Consider the following 21141-nt stretch of genomic DNA (forward strand, 5'->3'; position numbering starts at 1 on the left):
TATCAATCAACATCTATACTGTTTAAAAGCATTGATGTAGGAGTTAGTTATGAGAATGCGCAAAAAGCTCATCAGTAGTTTTGTCCTGACGGTGATAGTTCCAATATTAGCAATATCTATCATGAGCATTACGCGCACTAAGCAAGAATCTCTCACGCGATTCACCGCTTCATCCGACAGTGAAATACGTCAGGTTGAAAATACCTTCGTATTATTTTTCGAACAAATGAAAAACAACGCGCGATTTTTAGCACAAAGCCAAGCAGTTGTGAATGTCAGTGACGACACTAGCACATACTTTGGCGCTGAAAAAATGATGACCCCAGAGACGTCTGGAGACAACGAAGCTGAGATTTTTCGATTATTTGAGAGTTTTGGCGTTACCCACCCTGAACTCTTATTTGTATACCTTGGCACCGCTCAAGGTGGCTTTATTCAATACCCAGCTGAACCTCTTGGCGGCTATGATCCCCGCAAGCGCCCTTGGTATCAAGAAATAAGCCAAGCGTCAGACAAGGTCGTCATTACCGAACCTTATCAGGGTGTCACAGGGCAAGCTATGGTATCGGTTGCCACCGCAATTAAACGCGACAGTGCACTTGTCGGCGTACAATCACTGGACGTCACACTGGCAACATTAACTGATATTGTAAGTAGTATTCAGCTAGGAGATACTGGATATCTGATGTTGCTGGACGGTAATGGTACGATACTGGCCGATCCGAAGAACCCAGATAGCAACTTCAAAAATGTCGCTGACCTGTCATCACCTAAATACCAAGTAATCAAAAATATGAGCAGTGCACATAAGGATGCACTTGTCGCCATCGAAGACGCAGAAAAACAGATGATGGCTAAATCATATTACTCCAAAACATTAAACTGGACCTTTGTTGCTTTGATGGATGAAGACGAAATTCTCTCTTCAGCCTATGCGATGTCTTACAATATCAGTGTTATCGCACTGATTATGTTGGTACTGTTCATCGTCATTGCGATTGTACTTGCCAATAAAATCGTCTATCCCATTGAAATGGTTTCAGAGGGGCTCAAAGAAATAGCGCAAGGTGAAGGTAATTTGTCAAAACGGCTGCAAATAATTGGCAATGATGAGATCAGCGAGCTTGCCTCATGGTTCAACCAATTTTTAAATTCGATCAATGCGCTGGTTATTGATATTAAGAACAATGCCAGTAATTTGAATGAGCAGGCTCAGCAATCTCACGGCAGTATTGATGAAATTCGGGGACAGTGTCATCACCAAGCCAGCACCTCTCAACAGACAGCTGAGCACACCCATGCCATGGAAAATATGGCCATGACGGTCAATGATAATTGTACCCAAGCACTGAGTGAAATATCCAATACCGACTCACATGCTCAGCAGGGTAATGAGCTCATTCAAAGCACGGTTAAACAAGTTGCCACCTTAAACGATTCACTGGGTAGCTCAGCTCAAGCAATGAGCGAGCTTGAAGATCAGAGCAACAATATTACCAATATTCTCGAAGTCATTAGAACGATTGCCGAACAGACCAACTTACTGGCTCTCAATGCCGCCATTGAGGCTGCTCGTGCCGGTGAACAAGGGCGAGGCTTTGCAGTAGTTGCAGATGAAGTGCGTACTTTGGCCCAGCGCTCTCATGATGCGACGAAAGACATTGAAAAAGTACTCACAAAACTCACTGAAAAAACTAGGGCGGTGTCTAAACATATGACCTTAAGCGTTGAGGAGTCTAAATCAGCCATTGAGCAGTCGGAGCAAGCTCATCAGGCATTTGAAGAAATTGCGGATTCGATTTCGAGGGTCAAACCCATTATCGCTAACATTTCGCAACAAGCAGAGCAACAAGGCGCGTACTCAAGCGACAGTCGCACTCAAATTGAAGGCGTTAACCAGTCAATCAAACAAGTGAGTCAATCTGCGGACACCTTGTATGATGGCGCTAAACAATTGGTCATATTCGCTAACAACCTCAATGAACTCGTTGGCAGATTTAATACTGATTGAGGCCGTTTTACACCAAGTTATAGAGGGGTTTGCTGCGCCATCCCCTCTAAAAACTGCAAACTTGCACGCTCCTTATCGCTGGGTTTGTATGGCTCTCTTTTTAAATCTGATAAATCAACTGTGTGCAATGGAATTTCTGTGATTAAACTTTCACCATAACGGGTTCTTTCCCCTGGTACTGACGACATGCGTTCGACAATGAAAGTCGTCAATTTGAGGTCATTGCTTAAATTAGGCAATACAGATTGATGAGCTTTCAGCGTGATTTTCTGTTTTCCATTGGCCAGCTTTGACTTTGTCACCAAGTGCGCCAAAGGCTTTCCACCGTCAAATAAGTTTGCTCTAACCCGATAGATACCCGCATCTTCCACATCTAGCTCTAAAGCAATGATTAAGTCACTGCCTTGCACGTCTATGTACTTTAGCCCGACGAGTTTTGCACTCGGCTGTACATATTTAGCCTGTGCCACAATCGCAATAGGATCGCCACCCACATCTGCCGTCACTTTCAATTGTATATCACCGATAAAAGTGTCTTTGGCAGACAACTTGGTGACCGCTTGTCCCTGCTCAACTCTCAATTCCCTCTCAAGCAGTACCTTGCGGTCATCGACTAAACTGACAAGCACTTTCGCTTGTGTAATGCCTTCTCCGGTCAACTGTAATTCAATTGGCTCTGGATAAGTGAAGCGGTATTTATTGAGTACCAAAGCAATCGTGCCGCTCAGATCTGAATTCGGAACTGTGACCGGAATAAAGCGATTGGGCTCCAAACGATCAATATCGTGAATGCTTAAGGGCTGAGAATAAGGTGCAAAACGTAGCGTTTCTCGATAATTGGAAGCGATAGCTTTCGCCGCCTTTTGTGTACTGGTAAGTTGAAATGGCGACATATTAATCGCACTCGTAGCTTGCTCTTTGTCTAGCGCAACTACATCGGGCTCTTTTTGTTCCTGAATATCTTCTACTTCTTTGAGTACATTGGGCGATTGCTTCGGCTGAATGCTGCTATTTGGCGTAATTGCACGCCAAATAACAAGTGCCAATAGGGCACTTGTTATAACGACAAAGATTTTCTTCATAATGTCTACTCAGGGATAGCAGCAAAGAGCAGCGCTGACATGCTGGTGTTCTCAGACTGTCTTACATATCTGTACTTTTTCTTCCACAGCCAAAAGCCTTTCTCTTCCTCATAAGTAGAGAATGTCACGCGTTTGTTCGGTGCTATATCAATCGAGGATCGAGCTGTCGTTACTCTGCCATTTGCCTGATTTGATATCACCGAGTGATGATCATAGTTATCACTCATTAACATTGGGTAGTGGTAAGGTAAAAAGTGTCTCACCCCTCCGTCCTGATCAGAGAGCTTTCCGTCCATGCCAATATTTACACTACAACTGTCAAATGCCGCTACTTGGTTGGCACCACATGCAGAATGGGCCGCTACAACACTGTCGTCAATCCCAGGTAAAAATAGCTTCGTAGCATTTAGGTACAAGTCACCATCTGCAACAAATCTGAGTCTAGGAGTACGATCTCCTGGAAAGCTCGCAATTTGACGCGCATTATTCACTTTTAAATCGTTTAAAACTCCGAGCGTTTGACCCACAGAACGTCCGAGCCAAGCTCTAACAGCGGCTTCGACAACCGGATTTGCTAAACCATTGGCAACATTCACAGCTAGGTCGGCTAATTCACTGCCGCCACCAGCGCCTGCAACATCGAAGGTCGCGACGATATTTAATGGCTCAAGCCCTGCATTTTCTAGCCAGTTCGCTTGGTTGTCTATGATGTATCGAGTGATCAAATCACCCGTTGAATGTGTTAAGAAGATACACCCTGGCTGACAAACACCTTGTTCCGACATAGTGCGTAATTTTGGCCACAAGTAGTCACTTGCAATTTTGCCTTCTACACGCTCATAAGACGGCCAATCGATGCGTTCATCGGCGAGGACTCCCCAATATTCAGCCCAATATGCTTCGCCATCACTGTCGATTTTTCTCGGGTCAATGGCTGTCAACTGTTGAGATTGAAAACCATGAACCAGTACTGTTTTATAGGCCTTAGCGCTAACACTGATACTTGCACCCATAAAAGTTAACACCAAACTGCTGACTAATATCTGCTTGATTAATTTCACTGACGCACGCTCCATTTTATTCATTAAGAAACGTAAACACACCCCAACGACTTCGTGTTTCACTATTAAATGATTACCAAGTAAATACTCAAAAATCAAACTAAAATATTAATTTATTTTCACACTGTTAACTTTTTAGATCAAAAAACACTCTAAATATCACTGTTTTAGTCAGGTTACTAAGAGGCTAAAATTAAAATAAATGAGGTTCTAGTTTAAAGGAATATGGAAGGGATCTGCTCGTTATTGTATTGTTTGAACTCTAAATGCAGAGGTGATGCAAGGGTGTTTTCCCACCTATTTTTATTGAACGTCATAAAATAATGATGAGAAACTCAAAAGAAATGGTCAAAAAACAGTGAAGCAGAATAAAAACAGACGAGCTTTAGTTAACCCGCTTAACGAGTTATATTTGCAAGTCGTTTAACCTGCTACTTCTACACGATTTCGGCCATGGGATTTGGCAAGGTATAACGCTTTATCCGCGCATTCTACTAGGCTGTGCCAAGTCATTGTCTTACCGAATAATGCAATGCCAAAACTGGCAGTAATATGTTTCAAAACTTCGCCAGTTTCTTTGTCTTTCAATGACAGTTTAGCGATGTCCTCACGAATACGATTGGAAAACCCAACAGCTTCACTAATGCTGGAAAAGGAAATTAAAATACAAAACTCTTCACCACCATAACGATAGGCTTGACCTTCGGTGTCGCTGTGCAATTGAAGTTTTTGTGCTACTTTTCTCAAAACATCGTCGCCACGCTGGTGACCAAACTCATCGTTAAATTGTTTAAAGTGATCAATATCAATAAAGATCAGCACCTTTTGTAACTGGTTATTTTCATCACAAAACTTGATAATATCGTCGTCAAACTTTCCTCGATTAAGTAAGCCAGTTAATTTATCAGTGCTCGCTTTTTCCTGCGCATCCGTTAAGGTATCTTGCAGTTGCTTTATTTCACTGTACGCTACTTCAAGTTTCTTCTGAAAGCACAGAGCATTGTGTTGCATAACAATGGACTCCTGAGTCAGTTTAGAAACATAGTTCAGTACATCATTATAGATTTCGGGCCCTGCGTTGGTATTTTGCTTTTTCAGCTGATGTAAACCAACATGGCACTCAGACAACACGGCTGAAAATTCTTCTGAACAACTCAATGTGTTATTTATCTCTTGTTCAACATTATTAAGTGTGCCTTTTACTAGGTCTGACATCTCATGGAACAGAGCAAGATCTTGCTCACTTAAGAACTCATCAAACAACGCTTTAGCTTGATCCGGCGGGCAAGTACCATGCTGCGCAAGGATCTCCTCAAGTTTCCGATTGAGATCGGGCTCTTTTCCTAGAACATAGCAATACCAAATCGCATAGTTCATAGGCGATAACGGTATTTGGTATTTAACCATAAAAGGTACAGCTTGTTTTAAACAACTTGCAGATTGAGCGAAAGAGCTATTTTGTTCCATGTAAGACCCATCAAACCACCAATTTCGGCGGCATCATTATTAATTTTTGTTCTGCTTTGAGAGCCAAGAAATACAATACTAAATAATTAGAAAAAATTAATCAATCTTGATTTTAACACCCTAATAACAACGACTAGCAATGTAAAAAATGCATACGAATTAAGTATAAATAATGTCTTAGGAATAATTTATGTAGCCAAACTATCACAAAGTACCCCTATAAGGTATTTTGTAATTGCATTTTAATCAACTTAAAACCGCCTATTTTTCCACTTTAGTCGTCTGGATCTCGTAACATGCTCTTGAATTGACCTAGCTGCCAAGGCCGCATCGCAAGCAACAACCCTACACCTCTGCGTTTGCTCAGCGGAAGCTTAATATCTTGCTCGTTTAACTTTGCAATCTCCTTAGTCAGCTGCTGCAGCCTGCGTTTGATGGTCGCTATCGTCGCATCGCTATAGCTACCTCTCAAATAGAATCGGTAGCTGTCTTCTTGATTAAATTCTCCTTGCAGGAACTTTCCCAATACGTGTTGTTCAATATAAGACTCTAAAGGACCGCCAGGTATCCAGCTAAAATCTTGGGCAATAAGCAATTTATATTTATTGTTTGGCAATAGTTGGATCATTTTTAAGCGGTCAAGATGCGCAAATAAACGGACACATTCGAGCGCCTCTATTTGATACTTAGTGATGATATCTTCAAATTCCCAACCGTCCCGAACACATACCGCAACCAAAAACAGTTTTGGATTGTCCATCAACTCCTGCTCTTGTTGGACGGTCAACTGGCTGATCTGTGACTGTTGTGATTGGGATAAAACAAATAAATCACAGAGTGTTACATCCAAAAGTTCGCAGACACTTTCCAACTTTTGTAACGAGAATAGTTCATTTGCGAACATTCTTTTAATGGTGGCTTCACTTTGCCCTAAGTGATTAGCAACATCCTTATAAGTCAATTTTTGCTGTTTAAGAAGCAGCTTTATAGTGTTAGAAACAAGTGGGATTTGGCTCATGGTATTAAATTTTAATACTTAAAGTATCTTTTCATAATACAAAGTATAAGTATGTATACAAGTCCGTCCAGTTTGTTAATTTAGATAGCAACAAAACAGAACGGAGTGTTTTCATATGCTAGGACAAACAATTAAAACAGCTTTAATTACCGGCGCCGCATTGGCTTCTTTAGTTTTTACACCAGCAAGTATCGCGTCAGACAATGCATCAAACGCCAGTCACCATACGAGTCAAGCCATTAAATACAGTGCATTGACTATGGGTGATAGCGTGGTAGCTGGCGCAGCAATTTCAACCGCTGTAGTTGCTGTGCCCATGGTCATTACGGGTACAGTGGTGTTAAGTGGAGGTATGGCAAGTATCGGGATGGCAAACGCAGCGCTTGATTCAAAAAGTTCGAAGCCACTACCAATTAGTGATGATGTGATCATTGCAGGACCGCCCCCATCAGCAAAGTTAGAAGGAGAATAAACATGGGCATTAAACGATATGCAATCTACTTAACCATCGCTTTGCAAAGTATGAGTGTGGTAGCTGGCAGTGAACGCTCTAGTGAACACCATTTCGAACCAAGTGAAATTGCACAATTTGCGAAACACGTTGAGAAATATAGCGCTGCACATCGTGCCCATGTATTTATTATTGGTCGGGTCGGACAGCCGAGCCATACATTACCTGAAGGCGTCGAATTTACCCATGTAGCCATTGCCGTCTACTCTCAAATCACCACAAATAATGGCGAAAAGAGGTACGGATACGCTATCCACAACCTATATCAACAGGCTAATAATCCTGCAAAAAGTGAATTGGTGATAGACTATCCAACTGACTTCTTTTGGTCGGTCAAAGAACTTAAAGCTGGTATTGCAATACCTAAATTGAGTGTACAAAAACAGATCCTTGAAGCCATTAATAACGGCGTTGCAGAGCAGGTTCACAACCCAAAGTATTCGCTCATAGCAAACCCATACAACAATCAAAGACAAAACTGTACTGAGCACACGCTCAATGTGATTAACGCAGCATTGTATAAGACTTCAGATATGGCACAGCTCAAAGCAAACACCAAAGCTTATTTTAACGCGCAACCTCTGCCAGTGAGTCGCTTCAAGCTGTTTTTTGGTTCCGTGTTTAAAGACGAGATCTACAGAAAAGATCACAGCGGACGTGTCCGTATCGCCACCTTTACAAGTATTCGTGACTACTTGGAGCAATATGATTTGCTGGCGCATTCCACCGTTATTACACCAAAACAGTCATCTGAGGAGATTTAATTATGGACAATCATCAATCACAGCAAAGCTCGAACAAAGCATTTAATATTGCTTCTATCGTCGTATTGGCCATTGGCATTGTCACCTACTGCATTGGCCTGTTTAATGCCCAAATGCAGCTAAACGAAAAAGGCTACTATTTAGTTATCCTACTATATGGCCTGTTTAGTGCGATTTCGCTGCAAAAAAGTATCCGAGATAAGCAAGAAAATATTTCGACATCAAGTATCTATCAATTACTCAGTTTAATCTCGACCGGCGCAGCGATTTTGCTATTAATGATCGGGCTATATAACGCAAATTTGTTGCTCAGTGAAAAAGGGTTTTATGGTATTGCCTACCTGATGAGCTTGTACGCTGCAGTAGCTGTACAAAAAAATATCAGAGACAGAGAACAGGCAGTTCAATCAGAAATCACACAAATGGAATATGTGCAAACTTCTACCCAACCTGCGGGGGAGTAATACCACGCAAGCTGACAATGGTCAGCTTGCAATTTGAGTTGCCATGATGAGCTTGCTGTCTTTGTTTGCCACAACCTCAAAACCATACTTGTTGTAAAGTGCTACGAGATGCGGCTCGCATTTTAAGTATAAAGTTTGCCAACCAAGCTCTGATGCTTTTAATTTTGCGTGAGAGACCAACACTTCTGCTACCCCTTTACCCCGAGCACTTTCATCGACATACACACCGTCTAGCCAACAAGTATCATGACTAAATGTTATTTCCGCTGCCCCAACAAGTTTGTCATGGCAATAGGCAACAAAGCCAGCCCTTTGCTTAGTACAAGATATTTTATCGACAACGTCTGTCAGTGTTGCATTGGGGTTTTTACTGTCCCACTGCGCAAAGTACCAGCGAGCGACTTGCTCTATGGCTTCGCTACTGTCTGATATTGCAATTACTTTGATATTTTTCACGGCTTGACCTTTGTTCTTTTTTTATGCAACCAAACTTCCACTACAACGCAGAACTCAAAGATGTAATTACTTAAATCTTACCCTTTACGTATATAAAATTACTCATTTCTAATTACTTTAGCTATTAAGGTGCATGAAGATATAGGTGTTGAGGACCTGAAAATGAATGAAAGCGCACAAAGCTGTGCGCTCCAAAGACGTGGCGAAGGGGTCTACTCCAAATGCGTGTAAAGCGCTAAAAACCCTTCGATTAAGTAAACGTAGAACAAGGCAAATAAGATCACATTGTTTCAAATATAAAATTAAAAAGGCCTATACTCTCCCAAGTCTAAAGCCCCAATTTCAATCACTTTCTGTATTCGCTTGGTGATTCACAGTGTGTACTGCCCATGTTTGATATGCGCTTTCGCCTTTTTGCGCTAAGGCTTCGGTTAAAAATTCTATAAATACGCGCACTTTAGTGGGTAAATAGGTGCGTTTGGGGTAAATGGCAAAAACCCCGTTCTCAATTTCTGGTGGCCTAAAGTGAGGGTAAATGGAGATCAGTTTACCGCTCTCAAGGCCGCTTTTAGCAAGAAAATGAGGTAGTTGAGCAAACCCTAAGCCATCTTCACACATTGATACCATCATTTCACCATCGTCGGTAATGTGACTAGATTTCAGATCATATAATTGATACTCATCTTGTTCATCAGGTAAGTATATTGGCTGAAGTTGTTGCGTCTCTTTGATTCGAAAACCAATCCATTTGTGTACATTAAAATCATGTTGGCAACGTGGGGTGCCATGTTGTTGAAGGTAATCTGGCGAAGCGCAGACAAAAAAGTCCATTGGACTGAGGCGCTTGGCAACCAAACGGCTATCTTTAATAAACCCAGTGCGGATCGCAATATCGACACCACTTTCAATCACATCTGTGTGTAAATCGTTGATTTGGAGTTCTAGCTGAATGGCCGGGTACCTATCGCAAAAAGCAGCTAAGATTGGACGCAAATACAAGTGTCCATAACAAACAGCAGAATTGATTTTCAACACCCCGTTCGGTGAGTCATTCAGGTGACGAAGTTCATCTTCGCATGCCAATAAGTCTTGCAGTAATTTGCGAGCCGTTGATAAATACTGATTTCCAGCCTGTGTAATACTGAGTTGCCTAGTAGAGCGCTGCAAAAGCGTTACTTGTAATTGCGACTCCAAGCGACTGATGGCTTTACTCACTGTAGATGGGTCGGTATTGCACATCGTTGCAGCTGCGGCAAAACTGCCACTATCACACGCGGCTATAAACAACTCCAATGCTCTAAGTTTATCCATGTTCTTCGCATTTAACCGTTTCCTACTACTTACTATAACAGCAAAGACTCATGAATTATATTCACAGGTGTATGGAATACATGGTTATTTTTCACAGCCTTTTCCCGCCATAAACTATTTGAAGTACACATTCAGATGAGCTTGGAGACTTAGTTTTGAAAAATATCACCCCACAACCACCTCGCCAACACAGTATTTGGATATATATTGTGTTCGCTTTCATTGCCATGTCAGGCCTGTCATATATTAATTTTTTGCCTGGCTTGGTCAATGCGCTTGCTGGCAATATCGGCTACTCAGAGTCTGAAGCGGGACAAATTGTCTCACTTAATGGATACGGCGCTTTATTTGGTACAGCCACGGCTATTTTTGTTGTTCGTCGTTTCCCATGGAAACCGTTACTCCTAGCTTCATTCGTACCTCTGCTTTTACTGGAAGTATCAACTCCCAGCATCGACGGTTTGAATGCCATGTTGATAACCCGGTTTTTTTCAGGGTTTACTGGCGGTCTCGCCGTGGGCGTATCATTCTCCATGCTAGCAAGATTGACTAACAGTGATCGCGCATTTGGCATTTTATTGTTCACCCAATTCACTATAGGTGCCTTGGTGATGTATTGCTTACCTTTACTTGAATCTAACAACAACCACTTTGCAGTATTCTATATTATGGCGGCTATTGTGATGGCGGGCTTACTATTGACCCTGTTTATGTCACCTCATACGCTGCCAAAAGCTGCTATCTCGCATATGCAAGCCAATATAAAATCAATTGCTCATTCCGTTCGTTTGATGCTCACTATCTTGCTTTATATCAGTGCTGCAAGTGCACTATATACCTATGTCGGGGTTATAGGAATTCACGCCAACTTTGGACAAGAACAAGTCAGCACTGATATCGCATTTACCGGCCTACTAGGCTTAATTGGTGCCATGTTACCTATGTTAAAATCGCGACTCCTTAAAAGACAACCACTCATAGTTTCCGGTGCGTTGCTGTGCGCGGCTGCTAGCATCATGCTATTGCAACCTGCTCTATCGCACGCCATCTACATAGTGGCGTTAGCCTTGGTGTTTTTTACTTGGCCTGCTGTACAATCGTATTTGTTCGCTAGCGCTGCCGATTTAGATCCAAGCGGTCGCCTTTCAACTATTGCCTCGCTCATAGCTTCTGTTGGTATGGCCTCTGGTCCACTGCTCGCCGCCCTTTTAATTGAACCCGGTAATTACACTTCAATGCTCTATACCTGTAGTGCCTTATTTGCACTGAGCACAGTCGTTTTACTGATCCCACTGAAATCTCACAGCAACATAAACTCGCTGCAACCTAACCGTTCTCACTCCGAAATAAGTTAAGAGATAGCCATGATTAAATATTTACTTAATAAACAAATACTCGCCATGAAGAGTCAATATCAATACGATGTGCGCTATATGGAAGACATCATAGCAGCGGATCTACCTGCCTTTTTAAAATACTGGGGCTTTACAACCATGTCTTCTCATCGGGCCCATGTCCCAATGGCCCCTCTATTTGCTGCACGCATTCGAACACTCATCAGTGAAGATTGTGGGCCCTGTATACAGCTAGCCATTGACATGGCACTTGAAGCTGGCATCGATACAACAACCATTACACACATTGTCAGCAATCAAAAAGACAAAGTTTCTGAAGAAGTTGCACTTGCCATGCTCTTTACAGATTTGGTTTTAGCCCATGACCCCGGTGCTGATTTACTAAGAGAGCGTATCGTTCAACTATGGGGTCAGTCTGGCTTGATCACGCTTGGATTTAGCATTAGTGCATATCGGGTATTCCCAACATTAAAATACGCTTTGGGTTACGGGCAGACCTGCCAGCAGCTCAAGATAAATGACTCGGCTATTTTACCAAACCATATTAGTTAGCTACCTGTTGTAGCGCATCAGTTAGCCCCCTTACTCTGTTGCGCTCCCAAAAATACACACTTGGTATTAAAATACTCCATTACTGTTTTTGATTTTGCCCCCCATAAACAAGCTATATAAACGCATTGAAACATCCAAAGCTTGAATGGCATCCCAATGCTCAACAAGCTTGCCGTCTCTCACCGTCCAAGTATCAATAATATTCATGCCTTTTGTGTCATCGCCACGGTGTTTCGCTTTTAAAGTCGCATGTGAGTGAATAATTACTTGATCACCATCAACAAACATACGCTTGATTTCATAGCTGAATTCAGGAGCCAGTTTAACAAAGTCGCGTAATGTTTCGATTACTCCGGAAATGCCATCAGCCATATTGCGATTATGCTGCTTATATGGACCTTGACCAAAACGCGTCATCACCTTTTCAAAACTGTGATCGTTCATCAGTAATTGTACAAATTCTGCGACAATTTTGGCGTTTTTTGTCTCTTGCTCATTCCAATGTAGGCTAATTAGCGCGTCTGTGTTTATTTTTGGGCTATTCATCTTTTGCTCTCAATTTACGTGTGACACATATAAAAGCGCCACTCACATTTAACTTTTAAAATGCAAGTTAAATTATTTGATTGCAAAATGCAAGTAAATTATTATAGACCAAAATTGTTCAAAGAGACCTATCATGACCAAACGTTCTGATTGTCCTATCTCTAATGTTCTTGACCATGTGGGAGACAAGTGGAGCTTGTTGATCATTAGAGATCTAATGTTTTTCGGCAAACACAGCTACTCAGAGTTACAAAATTCTGATGAAAAAATGGCGACTAATATTCTCTCGAGTCGACTCGAGAAATTAGAAAAAGAGGGGCTGATATACAAACAGAAAGATAAACAAGATAAAAGAAAAAAAGTATATCGACTAACCGAAGCAGGTATTGATATGCTGCCTATCATGTTGGAAATGATTGTGTGGAGTGCTAAACATGCGCCTGAGACAAATATCCCCAACCAATTGGTATCGCGAGTTCACACAGACCGAGCAGGCTTAATTCAAGAGTTAACAGAGCAGCTCCACCAGCAGCCATAGACTGCCAGTTTAGAAAACTAAAAGGAGAGCCGCTCCACAATAGCGGACGTGCCCGTAGCACCCGCTTTGATAGCGCCACCAAGCAAGTATATTTGATTACCTAGGCTCACCGCTCCCAAACCATGACGTGTCGATGTCATAGTTAGCGACTCTGTAGCCCAGCGCTGTGTGGCCGGATCATATCGGAAGATCTGGTCAAATGTGCGGGTTTTCATTTCTCGCTTTCCCTTGTCATTTTTAACATAGGTGTACTCTTCACCACCAAATACATAAATCTGGCCATTAATTACAGCGCTCGCCAATCCTGCACTTGGCTGTGGCATGGGCGCTAAACTCTGCCAGCGATCTTCCTTAGGATCGTATCGCCAAAGATTGTCGAGATTTTTAAAATCGAGTGAGTTTATTCTTCCCCCCATCACATACCACTGCTCATTTATGACTACAGACGTAGCCGAATTACTGGCAATTGGTAACGGCGCAGCGCGAGACCAGTGCCCCTTTTTTAACACCCAATGCGCGTCGGTATCAGTCAATTTACCGTCCACCATAGTGCGCCCTCCAGCAACATGGATCTGGCCGTTAAGCGCCCCATACACGGATTCCCCCATGGGGATCGGTAATTCGGGGCCGACTTGCCACGCTTCGCCTTCGTCCCGCATAACATAAACAGATGACTTCACTTGCCATGCATTAGCTTTGGTTGCATCAAACCCGCCAATGGCATATAGCTCATCGCCGCTGGATATCAGCCCTAGATGATGTCGTGATTGAGGCAACAACGGGCCGCTCAGCCATGCTTGACGCGCATCGTCAAACACATAGGTACTATTCGAAGCGGCTAGGTGTGCCAATGTAGCCATGTTAGAGGAAGTCTGTTCAAAAGCCCCTGCAACATAAATTTTTCCTTTGAACACAGCGGGGTAAACTTCCTGCAATGGCGTTGGCAACATTTTCACTAGTTGCCATTTAAGCGCAGCTTGCTCTTGAGGGTTGTCATCTGATAAGTCTGTGGCGCACCCTTGCAGTATGAGGGTGACTATCATAGCGCTGAGTGTAGAAGATACTTTATTTTTCATGAGCACATTTTGCATAAAAACAGGTCATAAAATTAAAGCATGATGGCTTTTAGTTAGCTGTGACTTTTTTCTTAAATTACAATATATAAATAAAAATCAAATAGATAAAATTTAACAAAGCAAACATAGTTAATTGTTCGGCCGACGATGCCACGGCGCAAAGAAAAAGTGAACCCCATGACCATTCCGTCTGGGTATTCTAATCTTCAACGCCATTAACCCGGCTTAGCATATTGACGTTTTAACTAACCCGTCAGTCGCTTCTTTTATCGCCGACACACACCACTTTCGCACCGCGATTTGCCAGTCAATAAGTATGAGATGCGATAGCGATTTTTTGCAAAAGCCAAATACAATTTATCAGCAACCGGTCTGACGACAGGCCAGCGTAAAGGGGCGTATAACCACCCCATGCCAACTAGGCGCCACGCGTTGTAGGTCACATCTAACCCAAGTAGCAAGTTTCCGTGCATATCTAGTGCATGCAAAATTAGATTGGCTTTGTTTGGGTCTATTTCTGGGTAACGTCCAAACTCTTCACTATAGATGTCCACAATTAAAATACGATTCGAGTTATCTCTTTTAGTCAAAGCTGCCATTTCTTTAACACACAGAGGGCAGGTGCCATCATAGAAAATTGTCAGTTCTTGCATTTTTATACCCAGATACTTTTTAACTTGTTACGTCAGTAGGGACACCCTAGATCACCAAACACAATATCACTCTTTCAAATTTATTGAAGTTTATTGCTCACATTTTATTAAGGATGAGTAGCCGTATTAAAAAAAGACCAAAAAGTTTTGACCCATCGTCGTCTTTTTTTCTCTTTGCCCGTCTTATGTGTGTACTTAATTTAGGAGGCGTAGATGAAATACCTAGAGACTCAAGCATTTAAATTGCAAACACCTGAAACACAACCCAACCTTCATAGCCCAAAGGTTTTAATGTTGTACGGCTCACTAAGGACTAACTCTATTAGTAAAAAAGCCGCGATTGAAGCGGGCAATATACTCACCTACATGGGTGCAGATGTGAAGTTTTTTAACCCCGAGGGTTTGCCTTTATTTGATAATGGTGACAGTGCGCATCACCCTAAAGTAAAAGAACTCAGAGACTTAGTTAACTGGTCGGAAGCACAAGTATGGACATCACCCGAGCTGCATGGAAATATGTCTGCTGTGCTAAAAAACCAAATTGACTGGATCCCTCTGTCCATGGGCGCAGTGCGGCCTACACAGGGAAAAGTGCTCGCAGTTATGCAAGTGAGTGGTGGCTCACAAAGCTTTAACGCGGTTAATAATATGCGTATTTTAGGACGTTGGATGCGTATGCTCACAATTCCGAACCAATCATCCATTGCCAAAGCCTACAACGAATTCAATGAAGACGGCTCTATGAAAGCGAGTGGTTTTCGAGATAGAGTTGTCGATGTTATGGAAGAACTTATGCGCTTTACCTTTCTCACTAGAGACAACAAAGCATTTTTCGTCGACCGCTACAGTGAACGAAAGGATCAACAACAGCAACAAGCAGCATTGACCACAGCGTTGGCTGACATAATTGAAACTGAACCAGCTTCGTCTCCAACAAAAAAGGCATCGTGCTGCTAAGCTAATGTAACTGCAGTCATTGACTGCAGTTTATATGAGGGTAACTATGACCACAGAGCAAATTTGGAACGAATATAGAAGTAGCTTGAAAGCTTTTCTTCACAGCAAAGTCGCTAACCCAGCAGACGTAGACGACTTACTACAAGACGTGCTTCTAAAAACACACTTGGCGATGAACAGTTTAAACAAACCCAGCAGTATCAAAGCTTGGTTATTTCAAATTGCACACCATACAGTCATCGATTACTACCGAAAAAATGGCTTGGAGAAACAAATTGAGTCGCAACCTCTGTGGTATGAGTCTGAGCAGCGTAATGTCAAAATTGAACTAGCAAAATGCATCAAACCCTTTATCCAAGCCTTGCCTGAAAAAAGTGCTCACTTGCTAGACGAAGTGGAGTTAGAGGGGAAATCGCAAAAGCAACTTGCGCAAGAATTAGAAATCAGCTACTCAACCCTCAAATCACAGGTTCAAAAAGCGCGTACCGAATTGCACAGTGTTTTTCATGCCTGTTGTGAATATGAACTCGACAAAAATGGCAACTTAATTGAGTATCATCCCAAAGCAGATTTTGATGCCAAGAACATATCGGCCTCTAAATGCGGCAAAAAAGCATGTTAAGCCCTTTGACCTGTTAGACCGATACAGCTAAATTGAGAAGTTTATTTTTAAGGCACAGACTTCTTGGCTTTTTTAGGGAATAGTCTAAACCAAAATGCTGCTTCAAAAACAACCCCTAAAACGACAAATGCAAACATCCCACTTGCACTGCCATAGCTATAAGCACTCAGTGCAGCAACCAAAAGTATAAAAGCGATCAGTAATCTGTATGCTAATTTCATATATCCTCACCTATCACGTGTTTAATCCATCAATATTAAAGAAAATACTACAAAACTTATCTTGGTGCATCAATGCGCTGATTTTGGGATTGTCAGAACTTGGCCAACTCTAATGACATTGGAACTCAATCCATTTGCCCGCTTCAGACTTGATAAAGAGACCTGATACCGCTGTGCGATTAAAGACAGAGACTCACCGCGACTCACTTTGTGAGAACGAGCACTATTGGCAGCTATCAAAGTGCCTTTTGGCGGGTAACGATTGAAATAGTTTTCAATCGCGCGAGTAATAGACTTGGCCAGTTTTTGCTGGTGGGCTGGGTCATTTAAGTTTTTTTCGTCTTTAGGGTTGGAAATAAACCCTGTCTCGATTAACACTGACGGAATATCGGGCGCGGTCAATACTGCTAAGCTTAACCCTACAGGTTTGCGTTTATGCAACTTCGTAACCTTTTTCATTTCCTTGAGCACAAACGTTGCGAACTCATAGCTACTTTTTGTTGTGAACTCTTTCGTCATATCAGCCAAAATAACCGCTAAGTTATCATCTTGGGTATGTTTAATCGTTTCACCAGCTCCCCCAAGTAATTGGGACTCTTTTTCTCGATTTGCAATCACTTTAGTAAACTCAGAGTTAGCCCGTCGGGCTGATTGCACCAAAACTGAGGCGCCATTTGGCTGAGCTGAGGTGAATGCATCTGCATGAATTGATATCAGAAGATCTGCCCGGTTTTGGCGTGCCATTCTAGGTTTTTTGTCATGGCGTACAAAATAATCACCGGTTCTTATTAACACCGCTTTCATACCTGGCTTTTTATTGAGCAAAGCTGCGAGTTTTTTGGCAATCGCCAATGTGACGTGCTTTTCATAGCTTCCTTTGTATCCAATTGACCCTGGATCATCGCCGCCATGCCCCGCCACTATCGCAATAACAACATCCCTATTTTCTTCTGGTTGTTTTGGCTTTATTACTCTTTTTGGCTTTTTAGGATCATGTAATTCAACAACAAGACGGTGGCCATATTGCCCAGTAGGGGCGAGAGGAAAAACCACCAATTTAAATGTGTTTTCTAACTCTAATACAATACGTTTGGTGTGCTTATTTTTAGGAGTGCTTGTGCGGATTTTTTTTATTCGTTGATCATTCTTTAGCAGCTTTTTAAAGTTAACTTGCGAGTCGCTATCACTAAAATCAATCACTAATCTGTTTGGTGATTTTAAGCTAAAGTACTTGTAATCAGGCTTTTGCTTTAAGTCAAAAACTACTCTAGTGCTTTCTGGTGCAGACCATAGTCGTACACCTTCAATGCTATTTGCGGCATAAACCCCCAAGCTACAGAAAAAACCGACAATGTAGGTAAGTAACGCAACATACTTGACTGCAAGTTTGATTGACACAAAATAAGCTTTCAACTTCATCCCTTAGGTACAAAAAACCGAAGAAACCACATCTATGTCTTTAATATAGAGTGTATTCAATCAAAAATAACGCAGATGAGATGAAAAATCCATTATATTACAATAATACTGAAATGAAATTATATCTATTAAGCTAAACTAAGCTTACCAAATTGAGTTGCCAGCTAATGTTCTTCTAGCTGATTAATGGTAATTTAGCATTTGCCGTTTTTACCAATCACTCCTCCACTTTTTTGTGTTAAGAAACACTTCACCTTTGCGTTCTCGCAGCCTCCTAAACTAGTTTAATATACAATCTGACTGCCAATTCATCGTAAGTTAGTCAAATGAAAAATAGATGGATAACATACTTGAGATTGGAACAATGCCGCCTTCTCGATATGATTAAAGATATATACTAAGGGGAATATGCCATTATATTTATCGAACGGTGGCTATTTAATACAGCCATAAATGACAGAGCTAAAACTTGGTTTTCTTTTCAAATAAATAAAATCCATACCCCAAGGTTTCTCTTCCCCACCTAAGATACGCATCCATCCAAGTATTTAGCTGTTCAATTTTTGCTTGTATATCTGCATCATTTGGACAATCTTTGAGGGCTGCTTGCGCTTGCATTACTCGGCCCCACTCAAAGTTATCCCACTCCTCTACACTGCTGGTCGTTGCATATAAAGCCTGAAAACCATGCGCTTGTGCCACTTTAACGGTGGTAAAGTGCGACAGATAGAAGTTTTCGGGTACTCCCAAAAAGTTTAAATAGGCTGTGTCTGGTCGCTGTATCCAAAAACACTCACCCAACAACATCCTTCCATTGGGTTTTAAAAAGCGAGCCATAGTACCGAGTGCACAAGAAAGATTACCATAGGCGTGTGAGGCTCCGTTACATACAATTAAGTCGTAACTACCATTTGATACCTCCACGTTTGAAATATCATCACACACAAACTGAAACCTGTCAGTGTTGAAGCGACTTGATGCGAACGCACTCGCCTTCTGGATCAACGTAGCATCTATATCTATGCCGACAACGCAACTTTCATATGCTTCGAGGATTTTATGTAGAAGACGCCCATTACCACACCCAATTTCTAACACACTTGAGCCTTTTGGTAATTGCAGTAAGGATATTAAATGTTTTTCTTTGGCACTTCCTAGTGGGCTATTATACTCCATCGAAACAACTCCTTTTATAATTACAAACTAGATATAACAACCGTGCTAAGCTGAACACTGTACCTATAATGCAATCGAATCTATCCGTGATTGATATTTAAGCTCAAAGCTTTAGCCAAATGCTCATAAGATTGTTATGGGTGTACTGCCGCACCGCCATATTTTTCTGCAAGGCAGTTAATTATCTCAGTGGGGTCTGTTAAGGTCTCGCCATCCGGCAGCACCAATACTGGTAGCCACTGTTTGTCTTCACCTAATAACTCAACGAGCACCTTTCGAGGCTTTGGGAAATCGAGCCTATGCATGTCTACTTTCGATTCCCAGTGTTTATTCACCAACAAGGCGCCCTCTATCATGGCGCAATGCGAACATATCCATGATTTATTTGGCCCATCTTCAAATGGCATCTTTAATACAAACAGTTTTGGTTTCATGACATACTTCCTAGCTTGCTCAATATTGATAAAACAAAATTATACTGAAAACAAGCAGTAATAAAAACACGCAGCTCCCTCAAGCGCCTAAAGAAAACATAAAGCACATGCATAAATTTAAGCTCATTTAATTAACAGGTAGTTGGTAAGCACAGCCTAATCAATCAACGTAGGACCCTATGTTTTATTCCATTGAACTTGGGTTGGTTTAATGCATAAGAAGTAAGCCCAAGAAATTAAAATGACTTGCAAAGGACCCCTAATCAATAGATATATAGGTCCCCATTGATGACCACCAAGGCCTACACCATTGACGGCTGCATAAATATTGGCGGGAAAGAAAACGACAAAAACAATCACGGCCAACCGTGCTGCAAAACGCTGAAGTTTAGGAATAAATAACGCAATCCCTATTGCCAATTCGAGTACACCAGTCAAATAAATCAAAGTTAACCGAAAAGGTACCCAGGGTGGTAGCATTTCAACCATACCTTGCGCTTTAACAAAGTGTCCGATGAAAAAGAACAGATAAGCCAACCCTAAACCCCAACAGGCGAACTTTCTAATATTAAGCGGTTGCTTTTGAGTCTTTGAAAATAAATAACTGATTGCTAATGGGCCAATTAACAACAATAAAATAATAATAGGCGTTACCATAATATTCCTTTTACATCCCTTTCCTTAGCGACTGTTTTCGTTATCACGGTATGCAAACTAACCTTGCTCACCCATGCCACATCTCAGCTCTTTAACATTAACTATTTAACTATTTAACTAGAATACTATTTCTATTTCAATCATTCGTGCATTATTCAAGCAATTACGTGAGCGTAAAATCTAATACACAATCTGCTTTATACCCGAACAAACTACACAAGTACTTGTATAGTTTCATTTCAGTGCTATTGTACAAGTACTTGTATAAATAGAGTGCACTTTAATGAGTTCTTATTTTGACAACTTGGACAATGCTTTTTTGGCTCACTTTTGTCGGCGACTATCAGACCTAATAATCGAACAGGGCGCTAAAGTGACTGAAAGTTATGGGATCACCACTCCTAGTACAGCTATTTCAAGCATTTATTTTATTGAACAAAATCATGGTGTGACAGTGGCAGAGCTAGCATCTGCATTAGAGGTAACACATCAAATGGCAACGCAAAGAATCAATACACTAGAAAGCCTCGATTTGATTTACCGAAAGCCTAACCCACAAGACAAACGCGCAAAAATGATTCACTTAACGGAGCTGGGAAAACAAGAGGCAGTCAAATTAAAGCCTCTAACAAAAAACATGTCGCAAGTATTTAGTGAACTGAATCAACAGATAGAATGCGACATTGTGGCAAAAGTGCGTTTAGCTGAGCAAGCATTGATAGACAAACCTCTTATGCAGCGCCTAAATGAATTACACAACCGATGAAAGCGATGCCTTACTAAAATCACA

General features: G+C 41.6%; 24 protein-coding genes. 10 read left to right on the forward strand and 14 right to left on the reverse strand.

Going from position 1 to position 21141, the window contains the following annotated elements; translation table 11 throughout:
* Window positions 1-49: 49 nt before the first annotated feature.
* The gene (locus tag J8M00_RS15735) at window positions 50-2011 is read left to right on the forward strand and encodes a methyl-accepting chemotaxis protein (protein ID WP_211011494.1); all 1962 of its coding nucleotides are present in this window, start codon (window positions 50-52) and stop codon (window positions 2009-2011) included.
* A gap of 17 nt (window positions 2012-2028) precedes the next feature.
* Here the strand turns inward: J8M00_RS15735 and J8M00_RS15740 are convergent, their stop codons facing one another.
* The 4 genes from J8M00_RS15740 to J8M00_RS15755 all read right to left on the reverse strand — a co-directional run bounded on the left by J8M00_RS15740 (window position 2029) and on the right by J8M00_RS15755 (window position 6639).
* The gene (locus J8M00_RS15740) at window positions 2029-3093 is read right to left on the reverse strand and encodes a hypothetical protein (protein WP_211011495.1); all 1065 of its coding nucleotides are present in this window, start codon (window positions 3091-3093) and stop codon (window positions 2029-2031) included.
* A 5-nt stretch (window positions 3094-3098) separates the two neighbouring features.
* Window positions 3099-4178: a hypothetical protein gene (locus J8M00_RS15745; protein ID WP_211011801.1), complete on the reverse strand. Its 1080-nt coding sequence runs from the start codon at window positions 4176-4178 to the stop codon at window positions 3099-3101.
* A gap of 399 nt (window positions 4179-4577) precedes the next feature.
* Window positions 4578-5621 (reverse strand): GGDEF domain-containing protein, encoded by a 1044-nt coding sequence (locus tag J8M00_RS15750; protein WP_211011496.1) that lies wholly within the window; start codon window positions 5619-5621, stop codon window positions 4578-4580.
* Between the two features lie 274 nt (window positions 5622-5895).
* The gene (locus J8M00_RS15755) at window positions 5896-6639 is read right to left on the reverse strand and encodes a helix-turn-helix domain-containing protein (RefSeq protein WP_211011497.1); all 744 of its coding nucleotides are present in this window, start codon (window positions 6637-6639) and stop codon (window positions 5896-5898) included.
* A gap of 115 nt (window positions 6640-6754) precedes the next feature.
* On the opposite strand from J8M00_RS15755, the gene J8M00_RS15760 reads away from it, so the two are divergent.
* The 3 genes from J8M00_RS15760 to yiaA are packed head-to-tail and all read left to right on the forward strand — an operon-like array spanning window position 6755 to window position 8378.
* Window positions 6755-7111, forward strand: coding sequence for a hypothetical protein (locus J8M00_RS15760; RefSeq protein ID WP_211011498.1), 357 nt, complete (start codon window positions 6755-6757; stop codon window positions 7109-7111).
* Between the two features lie 2 nt (window positions 7112-7113).
* On the forward strand, window positions 7114-7914 hold the full coding sequence (locus J8M00_RS15765) for a DUF2145 domain-containing protein (RefSeq protein WP_211011499.1): 801 nt from the start codon (window positions 7114-7116) through the stop codon (window positions 7912-7914).
* A 2-nt stretch (window positions 7915-7916) separates the two neighbouring features.
* On the forward strand, window positions 7917-8378 hold the full coding sequence (yiaA, locus tag J8M00_RS15770) for an inner membrane protein YiaA (protein ID WP_211011500.1): 462 nt from the start codon (window positions 7917-7919) through the stop codon (window positions 8376-8378).
* 21 nt (window positions 8379-8399) lie between these two features.
* On the opposite strand, the gene J8M00_RS15775 is transcribed toward yiaA, so the two are convergent.
* Window positions 8400-8834 (reverse strand): GNAT family N-acetyltransferase, encoded by a 435-nt coding sequence (locus J8M00_RS15775; RefSeq protein ID WP_211011501.1) that lies wholly within the window; start codon window positions 8832-8834, stop codon window positions 8400-8402.
* A gap of 342 nt (window positions 8835-9176) precedes the next feature.
* The gene (locus J8M00_RS15780) at window positions 9177-10145 is read right to left on the reverse strand and encodes a LysR family transcriptional regulator (protein WP_211011502.1); all 969 of its coding nucleotides are present in this window, start codon (window positions 10143-10145) and stop codon (window positions 9177-9179) included.
* A 155-nt stretch (window positions 10146-10300) separates the two neighbouring features.
* On the opposite strand from J8M00_RS15780, the gene J8M00_RS15785 reads away from it, so the two are divergent.
* Together J8M00_RS15785 and J8M00_RS15790 are read left to right on the forward strand one after the other, a co-directional pair.
* Window positions 10301-11500 carry an MFS transporter gene (locus J8M00_RS15785; protein ID WP_211011503.1) on the forward strand — a complete coding sequence of 400 codons (1200 nt, stop codon included), beginning with the start codon at window positions 10301-10303 and terminating at the stop codon, window positions 11498-11500.
* 9 nt (window positions 11501-11509) lie between these two features.
* Window positions 11510-12052 (forward strand): hypothetical protein, encoded by a 543-nt coding sequence (locus J8M00_RS15790; RefSeq protein ID WP_211011504.1) that lies wholly within the window; start codon window positions 11510-11512, stop codon window positions 12050-12052.
* A 66-nt stretch (window positions 12053-12118) separates the two neighbouring features.
* Here the strand turns inward: J8M00_RS15790 and J8M00_RS15795 are convergent, their stop codons facing one another.
* A complete protein-coding gene (locus tag J8M00_RS15795; protein WP_211011505.1) occupies window positions 12119-12598 on the reverse strand; it encodes a nuclear transport factor 2 family protein in 480 nt (159 codons plus the stop codon).
* 133 nt (window positions 12599-12731) lie between these two features.
* Between J8M00_RS15795 and J8M00_RS15800 the strand changes: the two genes are divergently transcribed.
* Window positions 12732-13136: a winged helix-turn-helix transcriptional regulator gene (locus J8M00_RS15800; RefSeq protein ID WP_211011506.1), complete on the forward strand. Its 405-nt coding sequence runs from the start codon at window positions 12732-12734 to the stop codon at window positions 13134-13136.
* 17 nt (window positions 13137-13153) lie between these two features.
* Here J8M00_RS15800 and J8M00_RS15805 read toward each other — a convergent pair whose 3' ends face one another.
* Both J8M00_RS15805 and J8M00_RS15810 read right to left on the reverse strand, forming a co-directional pair.
* Window positions 13154-14212: a Kelch repeat-containing protein gene (locus J8M00_RS15805; protein ID WP_211011507.1), complete on the reverse strand. Its 1059-nt coding sequence runs from the start codon at window positions 14210-14212 to the stop codon at window positions 13154-13156.
* Between the two features lie 266 nt (window positions 14213-14478).
* Window positions 14479-14865, reverse strand: a complete 387-nt coding sequence (locus J8M00_RS15810) for a thiol-disulfide oxidoreductase DCC family protein (RefSeq protein ID WP_211011508.1) — start codon at window positions 14863-14865, stop codon at window positions 14479-14481.
* A 213-nt stretch (window positions 14866-15078) separates the two neighbouring features.
* Between J8M00_RS15810 and arsH the strand changes: the two genes are divergently transcribed.
* Window positions 15079-15822 carry an arsenical resistance protein ArsH gene (gene arsH, locus J8M00_RS15815; protein WP_211011509.1) on the forward strand — a complete coding sequence of 248 codons (744 nt, stop codon included), beginning with the start codon at window positions 15079-15081 and terminating at the stop codon, window positions 15820-15822.
* A gap of 46 nt (window positions 15823-15868) precedes the next feature.
* Window positions 15869-16444, forward strand: a complete 576-nt coding sequence (gene sigZ / locus J8M00_RS15820) for an RNA polymerase sigma factor SigZ (protein WP_211011510.1) — start codon at window positions 15869-15871, stop codon at window positions 16442-16444.
* 47 nt (window positions 16445-16491) lie between these two features.
* Here the strand turns inward: sigZ and J8M00_RS15825 are convergent, their stop codons facing one another.
* The 5 genes from J8M00_RS15825 to J8M00_RS15845 all read right to left on the reverse strand — a co-directional run bounded on the left by J8M00_RS15825 (window position 16492) and on the right by J8M00_RS15845 (window position 20351).
* Entirely contained in the window at window positions 16492-16665 is a 174-nt protein-coding gene (locus tag J8M00_RS15825) for a hypothetical protein (RefSeq protein WP_211011511.1), read from the reverse strand.
* Between the two features lie 69 nt (window positions 16666-16734).
* Window positions 16735-18078 carry an N-acetylmuramoyl-L-alanine amidase gene (locus J8M00_RS15830; protein ID WP_247687420.1) on the reverse strand — a complete coding sequence of 448 codons (1344 nt, stop codon included), beginning with the start codon at window positions 18076-18078 and terminating at the stop codon, window positions 16735-16737.
* Between the two features lie 468 nt (window positions 18079-18546).
* Window positions 18547-19260 (reverse strand): SAM-dependent methyltransferase, encoded by a 714-nt coding sequence (locus J8M00_RS15835; RefSeq protein WP_211011513.1) that lies wholly within the window; start codon window positions 19258-19260, stop codon window positions 18547-18549.
* 134 nt (window positions 19261-19394) lie between these two features.
* Window positions 19395-19694, reverse strand: a complete 300-nt coding sequence (locus J8M00_RS15840) for a DUF3088 family protein (RefSeq protein ID WP_211011514.1) — start codon at window positions 19692-19694, stop codon at window positions 19395-19397.
* 177 nt (window positions 19695-19871) lie between these two features.
* Window positions 19872-20351 (reverse strand): DoxX family protein, encoded by a 480-nt coding sequence (locus tag J8M00_RS15845; RefSeq protein ID WP_211011515.1) that lies wholly within the window; start codon window positions 20349-20351, stop codon window positions 19872-19874.
* Window positions 20352-20634: 283 nt separating this feature from the next.
* On the opposite strand from J8M00_RS15845, the gene J8M00_RS15850 reads away from it, so the two are divergent.
* The gene (locus J8M00_RS15850; RefSeq protein WP_211011516.1) at window positions 20635-21117 is read left to right on the forward strand and encodes a MarR family winged helix-turn-helix transcriptional regulator; all 483 of its coding nucleotides are present in this window, start codon (window positions 20635-20637) and stop codon (window positions 21115-21117) included.
* The last annotated feature ends 24 nt before the right edge of the window (window positions 21118-21141 follow it).

Origin of the sequence: Pseudoalteromonas luteoviolacea, assembly GCF_018100925.1 — a bacterium.
GTDB classification, from domain to species: domain Bacteria; phylum Pseudomonadota; class Gammaproteobacteria; order Enterobacterales; family Alteromonadaceae; genus Pseudoalteromonas; species Pseudoalteromonas obscura.

Bases quoted from the DNA above. Each gene is read 5' to 3' on its own strand.
- J8M00_RS15835 (WP_211011513.1), bottom strand. From the start codon at position 19,260: ATGGAGTATAATAGCCCACTAGGAAGTGCCAAAGAAAAACATTTAATA.
- J8M00_RS15760 (WP_211011498.1), top strand. From the start codon at position 6,755: ATGCTAGGACAAACAATTAAAACAGCTTTAATTACCGGCGCCGCATTG.
- J8M00_RS15780 (WP_211011502.1), bottom strand. From the start codon at position 10,145: ATGGATAAACTTAGAGCATTGGAGTTGTTTATAGCCGCGTGTGATAGT.
- J8M00_RS15745 (WP_211011801.1), bottom strand. From the start codon at position 4,178: ATGAATAAAATGGAGCGTGCGTCAGTGAAATTAATCAAGCAGATATTA.
- arsH (WP_211011509.1), top strand. From the start codon at position 15,079: ATGAAATACCTAGAGACTCAAGCATTTAAATTGCAAACACCTGAAACA.
- J8M00_RS15800 (WP_211011506.1), top strand. From the start codon at position 12,732: ATGACCAAACGTTCTGATTGTCCTATCTCTAATGTTCTTGACCATGTG.
- yiaA (WP_211011500.1), top strand. From the start codon at position 7,917: ATGGACAATCATCAATCACAGCAAAGCTCGAACAAAGCATTTAATATT.
- J8M00_RS15845 (WP_211011515.1), bottom strand. From the start codon at position 20,351: ATGGTAACGCCTATTATTATTTTATTGTTGTTAATTGGCCCATTAGCA.
- J8M00_RS15790 (WP_211011504.1), top strand. From the start codon at position 11,510: ATGATTAAATATTTACTTAATAAACAAATACTCGCCATGAAGAGTCAA.
- J8M00_RS15795 (WP_211011505.1), bottom strand. From the start codon at position 12,598: ATGAATAGCCCAAAAATAAACACAGACGCGCTAATTAGCCTACATTGG.
- J8M00_RS15840 (WP_211011514.1), bottom strand. From the start codon at position 19,694: ATGAAACCAAAACTGTTTGTATTAAAGATGCCATTTGAAGATGGGCCA.
- J8M00_RS15810 (WP_211011508.1), bottom strand. From the start codon at position 14,865: ATGCAAGAACTGACAATTTTCTATGATGGCACCTGCCCTCTGTGTGTT.
- J8M00_RS15755 (WP_211011497.1), bottom strand. From the start codon at position 6,639: ATGAGCCAAATCCCACTTGTTTCTAACACTATAAAGCTGCTTCTTAAA.
- J8M00_RS15765 (WP_211011499.1), top strand. From the start codon at position 7,114: ATGGGCATTAAACGATATGCAATCTACTTAACCATCGCTTTGCAAAGT.
- J8M00_RS15805 (WP_211011507.1), bottom strand. From the start codon at position 14,212: ATGAAAAATAAAGTATCTTCTACACTCAGCGCTATGATAGTCACCCTC.
- J8M00_RS15750 (WP_211011496.1), bottom strand. From the start codon at position 5,621: ATGGAACAAAATAGCTCTTTCGCTCAATCTGCAAGTTGTTTAAAACAA.
- J8M00_RS15825 (WP_211011511.1), bottom strand. From the start codon at position 16,665: ATGAAATTAGCATACAGATTACTGATCGCTTTTATACTTTTGGTTGCT.
- J8M00_RS15735 (WP_211011494.1), top strand. From the start codon at position 50: ATGAGAATGCGCAAAAAGCTCATCAGTAGTTTTGTCCTGACGGTGATA.
- sigZ (WP_211011510.1), top strand. From the start codon at position 15,869: ATGACCACAGAGCAAATTTGGAACGAATATAGAAGTAGCTTGAAAGCT.
- J8M00_RS15850 (WP_211011516.1), top strand. From the start codon at position 20,635: ATGAGTTCTTATTTTGACAACTTGGACAATGCTTTTTTGGCTCACTTT.
- J8M00_RS15740 (WP_211011495.1), bottom strand. From the start codon at position 3,093: ATGAAGAAAATCTTTGTCGTTATAACAAGTGCCCTATTGGCACTTGTT.